Genomic DNA, 9,668 nt, shown 5'->3' with positions numbered 1-9,668 from the left:
GTTCAACCGGCGCTCGCTTCGGCGTTCATGCTGCCGAACTTGCCGCTGTTGAAATCGCGGAACGCCTGCTGGATTTCCGCTTCGCTGTTCATGACGAACGGGCCGTAGCCGACGATAGGCTCATCGATCGGTTCGCCGCTCAGCACCAACAGCGCGACGTCGTTGTTGGCTTCGATAGTGATCGAATCCCCCGCCCGGTCGAAACGCACCATTTGGGTTTCACGCACCACATCTTCGCCGTTAACCAGGATCGCGCCGTGCAGCATCACCAGCGCCAGCGTATGGCCTTCTTTCACCGTCAGCGTGGTGGTATGGCCGGCATTCAACTTCATGTCCCACACGTTGAGCGGGCTGAAGGTGCGCGCCGGGCCGGCATGGCCGCCGAAGTCACCGGCGATCACCCGCACCTGCCCTGCGCCGTCCGCCAGCGGAACCACCGGAATATCGGCGTTCAGCAGCGTCTGGTAACCCGGCTCGGCCATTTTGTCCTTGGCCGGCAGGTTGACCCACAGCTGCACCATTTCCATGGTGCCGCCGTTGCGCGAGAAGTCCCGCGAATGGAACTCTTCGTGCAAGATGCCGGAGGCGGCGGTCATCCACTGGACGTCGCCGGGGCCAATCACCCCGCCGCTGCCGGTCGAGTCGCGGTGTTCCACTTCGCCCTGATAGACGATGGTCACCGTTTCAAACCCGCGATGCGGGTGCTGCCCCACGCCACGGGTGCCGGAGGCGGAACGGAATTTGGTCGGCGCCGCGTGATCCAGCAGCAGGAACGGGCTCATTTCCGCCCCCAAATCGTTATAAGAGAACAGCGAATTCACCAGGAAACCGTTACCGACCCAGTGTGCTTCCGGGCTGTTGTGAATACCGAGGATTTTTTTCATCTTGAACTCCCGTTTCAGACCTCACGGCCTTAAGTTGATGCCAGAAGTTTAATCCGCCGGGGTTTGCTGCAGTAGTGGGCAAGATGTACACTCAGCGTTCTACTGATAGAACGATAAGGAATGCGATGCTGACCGATCTGAACGATCTGTTTTTCTTCGCCAGCGTGGTCGATCACCAGGGATTCGCCCCCGCCGGCCGGGCGCTGGGCATTCCCAAATCCAAGCTCAGCCGCCGCGTGGCGCTGCTGGAGGAGCGGCTGGGCGTGCGCCTGATCCAGCGCTCGACGCGGCGCTTCTCGGTGACCGAGGTCGGCCAAACTTATTACGCGCACTGCAAGGCAATGCTGGTGGAAGCGGAAGCGGCGCAGCAGGCGATCGAGCAGACGCGCGCCGAGCCCTGCGGCACGGTGCGCATGTCCTGCCCGGTGGCGATCCTGCACACCCGCGTCGGCAGCATGGTGGCGGCCTTTATGGCCGATTATCCCAAGGTGACGGTGCATCTGGAGGCCACCAACCGCCGGGTGGACGTGGTGGGGGAAGGGTTGGATCTGGCGATCCGCGTGCGGCCGCCGCCGCTGGAGGACAGCGATCTGGTGCTGAAAATCCTGGCGCAGCGCACCTGGTGCGTTGCCGCCAGCCCGGCGCTGGTGCGCACCCTCGGGCCGGCGCACACGCCGGAAGACCTGCGTAAATACCCGACGCTCGATCTCGGCCCGGCGCGCGGTCAGCACCAATGGCGGCTGACCGGCCCACAGGGTGAACGGGTGGAGTGGGAACACACGCCGCGGCTGGTCACCGACGACATGCTGATGCTGCGCACCGCCGCCATCGCCGGCGCCGGCATCGTACAACTGCCGGCGATGATGATGCGCGACGACATGCTGCGCGGCGAGCTGGTGCAACTGTTGCCGGGCTGGCAGCCGCAGGGCGGCGTGGTGCATGCGGTTTACCCGTCGCGCCGCGGCCTGCTGCCGGCGGTGCGGCTGCTGCTCGACTATCTGGGCGAGCAATTCGCCAGCATTGAAGAAGAGTGATCAGGCGGTGATTTCGATCGCGTTGCCGTCTGGATCGCGAATGACGGCCTCGTAGAAGCCGTCGCCGGTCCAGCGCGGCGCGGACAGCAAAATGCCCTCCTGCTGCGCGCGCTGCGCCAACCGCTCGACCTGCCGCTCATCCCCCAGCGACAGCGCGATGTGCGCCCAACCGACCCGCTCCTCCTGCTCCTGCGCCGGCAGCAACGTCGGCACGTGCATGATCTCCAGCGACGGCCCGGCCGCCAGGCTGACGAAGCGGGAAACGAACCCCGGCCGGTTGCGGCTGACATACTCCTCCCCCGCGGCACCATTGAAATAACGCTGCCAAAATGCCAGCTGCGCGTCGATGTCACGGGTCCACAGGGCAACATGGGCTATTTTCATCATCATTCTCCGGTCGGTAAATCGCTGTGCCAAACCTGGCCGCCGCCCTGCGCCACCTGCAGCTCAAGCTGCGGGTGCGCGCCGCGCGCCGTCACCAGATGATCCACCCGCCCGGCGGGCAGGAAGGGGTAAGGGGCGTAGGTATTGAGCTTGTCGCGGGTGCACAGCACCGCCACGCTGCCGGCGCGCGTCAACAGCCGCTTTTTAAAGGTGGCGTCCTGGTAGCTCAGCGCGGAGAAGCCGCCGGCCGGGTCGTAGGCGCAGATGCCGGTAAACACCAAATCGAAATGGAAACCGTCGATCTCTTCCGCGGCCTTGGCGTCCACGCAGCCGCCGACCTGCGCATCCAACTCGCCGCCGATCAGGATGGTGCGGATCCCCGGCCGCTCCAGCATTTTGCCGGCGATGCTCAATGCATTGGTCACCACCGTCAAACGCCGGTCGCGCGGCAACAGATCCGCCAGATACAGGTGGGTGCTGCCGGCGTCGAGGAAGATCAGCTGTTCTTCACCGATCACCCCCAGCGCGGTCTGTGCCAGCGCCAGCTTCTCGTCACCGCTGAGCGCAATGCGCGCCGCAACGGGCCCCTCGGCCGGCGTCGGCGCCAACGCGCCGCCATAGATGCGTTTGCACAGGTTCTGCGCCGCCAGCTGGCGCAGATCGCGGCGGATGGTCGCTTCGGTGGTGTTCAGCCGCTGCGCCATCTCCAGGGCCAGCACCCGCCCCTGTTGGCGGAGCGTGTCAAGAATGGCCTGGTGACGCTCATTCGGTAACAGTTTGGACATCATGTCAATCCGGTGACGCTAAAGTGATCATGAATGTACACAAACAAACACAAACGTACAATGCAGAGCGGAAGAAAAATCGCCGGGCAGGATTTTCGCCTGCGGGATGTTGGCTATACTGAGGCAAGCGAAGTTACCGCAGACGTAACGGCTTGGACGCTAAGGGAAAACGATGTTATTGACGATCGCAAGGTGGCTGTTTCAACTCCCCGGGAAGCTGTTCGGGCTGATTTTCAAAAATCGCCTGAGGATATTTTTGTTCTTCATGCTGGTCGCCGTTGGGGTGCTCGGCGCCAAGCGCTATCTGCGCGCCCACCAATATGACGACGAGTTCAGTCTCGCCGCCCCCGCCGATTACAATCGCGCCATCAAGCGCGAAATGCCGCTGCGGGAGGCGCGCGAACAGTGCGGCGGGCCGCTGCATGACAATGCCGGGCAGCCGTGGCCCGCCTCAGCGGGTTATCTGCATCAGCCAACGCGGCTGCCCGCATCCGGCCTGCATCGGCTGACGTTGGATAATCAGGGCAACGATTTCGCGGTGCTGGTCAAGCTGGAAACGCCAGCGGCGCCGCAACAGCTGGCGGAAGTCTTTATTCCGCCCGCCGGCAGCTTCGAGGTGAAAATCAATACGAACGCGGAACACGTGATGAAAATCAAGAATATCAAGACCGGCTGCATGTTCCGCTCCCGGCCGTTCAACCTGGATAAACAGCGTGATTGGCGCATGCCGCTGACGCTGCGGAAGGACGGCAGCCTGCAGCTGCAGCCGATAGGCGATCGCCAATTCTGAGCGGGCGCCGGGCAGCAGAGCCGGCGCCGCATAGGGTTACTTTTTCACCGGATGATCGCGGCGGAACAGTTCCCAGCTTTCAATTTCCTGCCCACTCGGCAAGGTACAGGTGGAATACTGGCCTGCCGCATTCTCTTTGGCGTTCAGCTTGCCGCCGATTTGGGTGCAGTACACGTCGGCCGGGTTCGCCATGCCGATCGGTTTCACCTGCGGCGGTGGCGGCGCCTCGTTAGATTTCACGGAACACCCCTGCAACATCGTCATCCCTGCCAGCAGGGAAAGCATCAACGTTTTTTTCATTTTTCCAGCTTATACAAAAACGAACGGCGGAGCGCTCCGCCGTTCTTAGATCATGAAATAAAGGATTTGCCCTGTTTCAGCACCAGATCGCAGGCTTTTTGCTTCACCTTCTCGGTGATCTGCGAGGTGCCCAGGCTGTTGAGATCCAGGCTCTTGCCTTCGCCGGTCTGCAGCAAGCCGCCCAGGCCCTGCTGATAATCCTGGCTCTTGGCGTTTTCGGTGCTGGTGATGCCCAGCTTGCTGAGCAGCTGATCTTTCACCCCTTCGGCACCGTTAGCCGACAGCACGTTGTTTTTCACGCAGTACTGCAGGATACCGGCGGCATTGGTCATGCTGCTGGAGCTCAACGCCTTGTCGCCGCCGTTCAGCAGGCCGGTCAACGAGGAGAGCGACATGCCGCCGCTGCTGTCGCCGCCCGACTTGCTCAGTTCGCCCGCCGCGCTGCTGAGGGAATCCATCAGCCCGGCGGCCTGGGTGGCGCCGCTGGCCAGGGTCGCGGACAGCGCCAAAGCCAGCAATAAACGATGTTTGGTGATCATAGTGGTGAAACTCCTGTCATAACGGCATGCAATCGGCGCAGCGCGCCGGGATACCTCTCCGACGCCGCCTGCGGCGACAAGTTCCTTTTATCTCGCCGCCGCGCCGTTTTTCGGAATTCAGGAAGTTTAGAACTGCCAGCGCAGCCAGGCGAAGAACACGTTGCCGTTGTTATAGGTGCCGGGAATGTAGGTCGCCTGGAACGTCAGCCGCTGATAGCCGATAGAGGCCAGCGGCAGCGGCGCCGGGATAGGGATGTAATTCCAGTTGTCGCGCGCGGTGACGCTGGCGGTGAAGCCCAGCCCCAGGCGGAAATCCTTGTCATCCAGCGGGCGCCAGATCTTCTCGTAGGCGTAGCCGCCGATCGGCTCCCATTTGTTGAAGGAATCCTTGAACGCCATGATGTAGATGCCGTGCCAGTCACCGTCGCTGTCGTAGCGGGAGATGCCGTAACCGGCGCCCCACGGGCGTTCGTTGTACTTATCGATATGCTCATCATCATAAGTCCAACGGTTGTGCCAGGTGATGGCCGGGATATAGAGATCGTGGTTAGGCGAGTTGTTCCAGGTCTCCGCCACGTTATGGGTAAAACGCTGCCATAGACCCGGTTTTTCAGCCTGCGCGGTATTGCCACTTTCTGTACCAACCTCAGCGTAAGAAGGCAGTGCAGGAAATATCAACGCCAGAGAACATGCCAAAAGAGTCCGTTTGAGAAACATCGTAAAGCTCCTGTAAAAATACGGCCGCAGATTTTTACCGATAGCCCAGGCAAGATCAAGCTGTATCTAATTTATCCAACGCCCGTTGTGCTTTGGTTAAGTTTAGCACCGGAAAATTCCCGATAACTTTTAACAGGCTGCACCGGCCTGCGTATGCTATCGCCTTTCGGGCGGCAAAGCCGTGGGAAAAGTCCGCTTTGTCGCACACGACTCGCGGGCAAGGTGCTTGACCAACACATCGACATCGAGACGATTCACAAACTCCAGGGAATAAGAGGAATAGAGACCGAACAGGCGATTTTGGTGCCCGACCACCACCAGATCGATACCGGCCTGATGAATGAAATCGCTGACGTCCTTAAAGCGCCGGATAGTGACGATTTCCTTGACCGCAACCGGCGCCTCGACGGCGCTCACCAGCCGGCTCAGCATCGCCTTGGCGGCGATCACCTCCTGCGCCTAGCGATCTTTGACCAGCGCATCGCTGCCGTACTCCAGCTCCGCATAGTCGGCGTTAAGGTGGCCGACGGTGATGGCGATCGGCAGCCCACCCACCATCGCCACCGTTTTACGCAACAACGGCAGCCCATCGCGCTCATCGTGAATCAGTACCAGAATGTGTCGATAGCCTTTCATCACACGCCCCCCTCTCAGGCCAGCACCGCTGGGACATGAGCCCCTCTGGTAGGTATACGCCATCCGTGCGCACGTAGAGAAAAGTTTACGTATCACTTCCCACAGAATGTGACGACCGCCACGTTATATTAGCGCCCGTGGCGGCGTATTTTAACGCCGGCCCGACGCGGCGCGCATTGCGGCATCTGTAAAGCAAAACTGACAACCATGACCGAATAAAAAAACCTCATTGTTAATTTTTTGTTTTTAATTGGTTGCTGGAAGGTTTCTTTAAATAAGCGTGCGGCGGATCACCAAAATCCCCCTTTACGTCAGCGTCGGTTTTTCTTTCTCAGACTCACAGCCGGGTGCCGCCTGGCAGGATTTAACGCGGCATCAAAAGTACCGGGTAACTCCCCCTGCGTCATGATAAATGCCAACGCGGCGCCGTTTCTCTGCTGATATTCCATCAAGGAAAAATACCGCCGCACGCCAATACGCAATACCCCTACTTTTTATGTATTACTCAATCGCGTAAAGCGCCGAATACAAACCGCCCATTTTCCGGCTGCCAACCCTATCTTGAACAAGCCGACACTTTAAATAACTGTTAATGCTAACGACACAACATCGCCAGCAATTTATTTTTGCTGATTTTCGCCTGACAAAATAAAGATAAATAATCCGGAGCAATCAATGAAAATAACTATCGGGTCATTCATTCTGCAACAGCTTCACGCCCTGAACGTCGATCGTATTTATGGCGTGCCCGGCGACTATAACCTCAGCCTGCTGGAGCTGCTGGAAAACGACGAGCGGCTGGCGTTTGTCGGCAACTGTAATGAATTGAACGCCTCCTACGCCGCCGACGGTTACGCACGGATGAAAGGCGCCGGCGCGCTGATCGTCACCTACGGCGTCGGCGATCTGGCCGCGCTGTCCGGCATCGCCGGCGCCTATGCCGAATCCTCGCCGGTGGTCTGCATCGCCGGCACGCCGCCGCTGCACGCGATGAAGAATCATCAGCTATTGCACCATACCCTGGGCGACGGCAATTTCGACAACGTCATGAACTGCTTTAAACAATTCACCGTCGCTCAGGCTCTTATCACGCCGGAAAATGCCGCGCAGGAAATTCCACGCGTTATTTCTCGCGCCTGGATAGAGAAGAAACCGGTGTATTTACAGCTGCCGTCTGATATTTGCGATATCGAAATTGAAATCACCGCAGCCGCAGCAGCGCCGCAATTGCCGGCGAGCGATAAATACAATTTGCAATTGGCGGCAATGGCGCTGTTAACCAAAATAAAGCGCGCGCAGCGCCCGATCATATTGGTCGACCAAATGGTGGATCGCTACCAGTTGCAGCAGCAGGTTATCGATGTCGCTCACCGCTTCGCCATACCGCTGACCAACATGCCAACCGCCAAATGCATTATCCCGGAAAACACCGCCGGCTGGATGGGCGGCTACAGCGGCAACCTGTCGCGCCCCGAATTGTATGAACGCATGGCCCACTCAGACTGCGTGCTGAGTTTCGGTGTGCGTCTGGTGGACTCCACCACCGGCTATTTCTCGCAGCAAATTCCCGCCGCCGCTCAGGTGGATATTCAGCCGTTCTCGATGACGTTGGACAACACCTCCTACCCGGCGGTAGCGACGGCGGATCTGCTGCAGGCGCTGCTGGATCTGAGCGAAGACGCGCCGGCGCAGTTTTTATCACCGCTGGCCGATCCGCGTGACAAGCTGGCGACGCCGAGCGACGCGCCTATCGACCAGGCCTATCTGTGGCGGCGGATCCAACGCTTCATCCGGGCGGATGACGTGGTGGTGGTGGAAAACGGCACCTCCGGCGCGGCCATCGGCGGCATGCGCATGCCGGACGGCGTCAAGGTGGTCAACCAACCGATTTGGGGCTCGATCGGTTATACCCTGCCGGCGCTGCTCGGCACCCTGATGGCGGCCCCTGAGCGCCGTCACCTGCTGTTCATCGGCGACGGCTCCTTCCAGCTTACCGCGCAGGAAGTGTCCACCCTGCTGCGCTGCGAACAAAAGCCGATCATCTTCCTGATCAACAACGACGGTTACACTATCGAACGCTATATCCTCGGCGAAAACTCGTCCTACAACGACATCAGCCCGTGGGACTACGCCAAACTGCCGGCGGTATTGAATACCCAGGCGCAGCCGTTCAGCGTGGCGGTGGAAACCACACAACAGCTGGAAATGGCCCTGGAACACGCCTCGCGGCAGGATCGGCTGGCGTTTATCGAGGTGAAAGTGCCGATGATGGACACGCCGCCGGTGATGAAAGAGTTCTGCAACCGCTGCAACAGTTTTAACTTCGGCCTGACCAACCCGCGCCGCAGCGCCTGAGGCGCGATCATCGCGCCGCCGGTGGTTCAGGCCACCGGCGGCGTTTTTCATACCGTTACCCGCCGGCACGCGCCATGCAGCGCTGCCGGCGTTCATCCACCCGCTTGGCGAACCAGGCGGTGGTCAGCTTGCGGGTGATTTTCGGGCTTTCCAGCTGAATACCCGGCAGCATCTCACGCGGCAGCTTGCCGCCCGCCAACGCAAAGACCTTCTTATACAGGTCGGTATCTGCAAAGTCAGCCGTATCGCCTTTCTCAAGCGCCCGGCGAATGGCGCTGTCGCTCATGTTCAGGCGCTTGCCGAGCGTACGCACCGCCAGCTCGGTCGAGCCGGGCTTGTCGCTGCTGAAATCGATCAGATCGCCGTCCAGCGCCAGCGGAATGGCGCTCGCCCGGCTGACCGCGTTTTGGAACGCCGCGTTGCGGCTGGCGTACCAGCCGGCGTTGAAGTCGGCAAAGCGGTAAATCGGCCGGCTGTAATCGGCCGGGTACCCCAGCAAATGCATAATGCCGAAGTACATGCCGCCGCGCCGGCTGAAAACTTCGCGGCGAATCGAGCCGTCGACCGGATAAGGATACCCTTTGGCGTGCGCCTCGGCGAAGGCGATGCTCACCTGCATCGGGCCGCCGGTATGTACCGGGTTCAAATGGCCGAACAGCTTCTGTCCCATCGGCACGCGGTCGATCATGTCATCGAAGATATCGCTCAGATCCTTCTCCGTGCGCACCTTATCCAGACGCTCGCTGTAGCTCTGGCCGTTCGACGACGAGATCTTCAACGCGGTATGCACCAAAAAGTTCGGGATGTGCATCTGATCGGCACGGCGGTCGATCTCTTTCCAGGCGATCTTCGGCAGCCCCGGCACCTGCGGGTTAGCCTGGAACGTCGACTCTTGTTCGGTCACCGCCAGCACCGAACACAGGTTCTCATCGCTCGGTTCAATGCCCTGCGCGGCGAAGGCGGCGGTAATATCGGTGGCCCAGCCCTGACGATCGCCGGCGTTGGCCGGGATCAGCGTCATCAGTCGGGCTTTGACGTCGGCGGGGCGCGCCGCCGGCACCGTGGTGGTGGTTTTGCTGGTACAGCCCGCCAGCGCCAGCAGCGCGGCCAGGCTCAGCAAACGGAAGGGCATCGGGTGGAATAAACGAGATATCGGCATCTTTTCCCTGAACGTGATGACATGAACAGCACTGAAATTAGCCCAGCCGCCGCGCACAATCCAGTATAAAGATATCGCCGCGCCT

Annotated in this window: 10 protein-coding genes and 1 pseudogene; 3 read left to right on the top strand and 8 right to left on the bottom strand. The window is 60.3% G+C overall.

Annotated elements, in window-relative coordinates:
- Positions 1 to 2 precede the first annotated feature (2 nt).
- The gene (locus MMS95_RS15320) at positions 3 to 884 is read right to left on the bottom strand and encodes a pirin family protein (RefSeq protein ID WP_015376795.1); all 882 of its coding nucleotides are present in this window, start codon (positions 882 to 884) and stop codon (positions 3 to 5) included.
- A gap of 125 nt (positions 885 to 1,009) precedes the next feature.
- Between MMS95_RS15320 and MMS95_RS15315 the strand changes: the two genes are divergently transcribed.
- Positions 1,010 to 1,918 carry a LysR family transcriptional regulator gene (locus MMS95_RS15315; RefSeq protein ID WP_033634044.1) on the top strand — a complete coding sequence of 303 codons (909 nt, stop codon included), beginning with the start codon at positions 1,010 to 1,012 and terminating at the stop codon, positions 1,916 to 1,918.
- Here the strand turns inward: MMS95_RS15315 and MMS95_RS15310 are convergent, their stop codons facing one another.
- Positions 1,919 to 2,302: a VOC family protein gene (locus MMS95_RS15310; RefSeq protein ID WP_121976153.1), complete on the bottom strand. Its 384-nt coding sequence runs from the start codon at positions 2,300 to 2,302 to the stop codon at positions 1,919 to 1,921.
- 2 nt (positions 2,303 to 2,304) lie between these two features.
- Positions 2,305 to 3,087, bottom strand: coding sequence for a DeoR/GlpR family DNA-binding transcription regulator (locus MMS95_RS15305; protein ID WP_004940586.1), 783 nt, complete (start codon positions 3,085 to 3,087; stop codon positions 2,305 to 2,307).
- 172 nt (positions 3,088 to 3,259) lie between these two features.
- On the opposite strand from MMS95_RS15305, the gene MMS95_RS15300 reads away from it, so the two are divergent.
- The gene (locus MMS95_RS15300) at positions 3,260 to 3,877 is read left to right on the top strand and encodes a hypothetical protein (RefSeq protein WP_242141889.1); all 618 of its coding nucleotides are present in this window, start codon (positions 3,260 to 3,262) and stop codon (positions 3,875 to 3,877) included.
- 36 nt (positions 3,878 to 3,913) lie between these two features.
- On the opposite strand, the gene MMS95_RS15295 is transcribed toward MMS95_RS15300, so the two are convergent.
- The 4 genes and pseudogenes from MMS95_RS15295 to MMS95_RS15280 all read right to left on the bottom strand — a co-directional run bounded on the left by MMS95_RS15295 (position 3,914) and on the right by MMS95_RS15280 (position 6,069).
- Positions 3,914 to 4,177, bottom strand: a complete 264-nt coding sequence (locus MMS95_RS15295) for a DUF333 domain-containing protein (RefSeq protein ID WP_016928925.1) — start codon at positions 4,175 to 4,177, stop codon at positions 3,914 to 3,916.
- Between the two features lie 50 nt (positions 4,178 to 4,227).
- Positions 4,228 to 4,716 carry a DUF2501 domain-containing protein gene (locus MMS95_RS15290; RefSeq protein ID WP_015376789.1) on the bottom strand — a complete coding sequence of 163 codons (489 nt, stop codon included), beginning with the start codon at positions 4,714 to 4,716 and terminating at the stop codon, positions 4,228 to 4,230.
- Between the two features lie 126 nt (positions 4,717 to 4,842).
- Complete coding sequence (gene pagP, locus MMS95_RS15285) at positions 4,843 to 5,433, bottom strand: lipid IV(A) palmitoyltransferase PagP (RefSeq protein ID WP_015376788.1); 591 nt, start codon at positions 5,431 to 5,433, stop codon at positions 4,843 to 4,845.
- Positions 5,434 to 5,589: 156 nt separating this feature from the next.
- A pseudogene (locus tag MMS95_RS15280) lies at positions 5,590 to 6,069 on the bottom strand (universal stress protein).
- A gap of 675 nt (positions 6,070 to 6,744) precedes the next feature.
- Here MMS95_RS15280 and MMS95_RS15275 point away from each other — a divergent pair.
- Positions 6,745 to 8,424: a thiamine pyrophosphate-binding protein gene (locus MMS95_RS15275; RefSeq protein WP_242141887.1), complete on the top strand. Its 1,680-nt coding sequence runs from the start codon at positions 6,745 to 6,747 to the stop codon at positions 8,422 to 8,424.
- 55 nt (positions 8,425 to 8,479) lie between these two features.
- Here MMS95_RS15275 and MMS95_RS15270 read toward each other — a convergent pair whose 3' ends face one another.
- The gene (locus tag MMS95_RS15270; RefSeq protein ID WP_015376785.1) at positions 8,480 to 9,583 is read right to left on the bottom strand and encodes a DUF1615 domain-containing protein; all 1,104 of its coding nucleotides are present in this window, start codon (positions 9,581 to 9,583) and stop codon (positions 8,480 to 8,482) included.
- Positions 9,584 to 9,668: the final 85 nt, after the last annotated feature.

Source organism: Serratia sp. PGPR-27 (assembly GCF_022678525.1).
GTDB classification, from domain to species: Bacteria; Pseudomonadota; Gammaproteobacteria; order Enterobacterales; family Enterobacteriaceae; genus Serratia; species Serratia nematodiphila.
The sequence above is the reverse complement of the archived record's forward strand: the minus strand, read 5'-3'. Positions and strand labels throughout refer to the sequence as shown.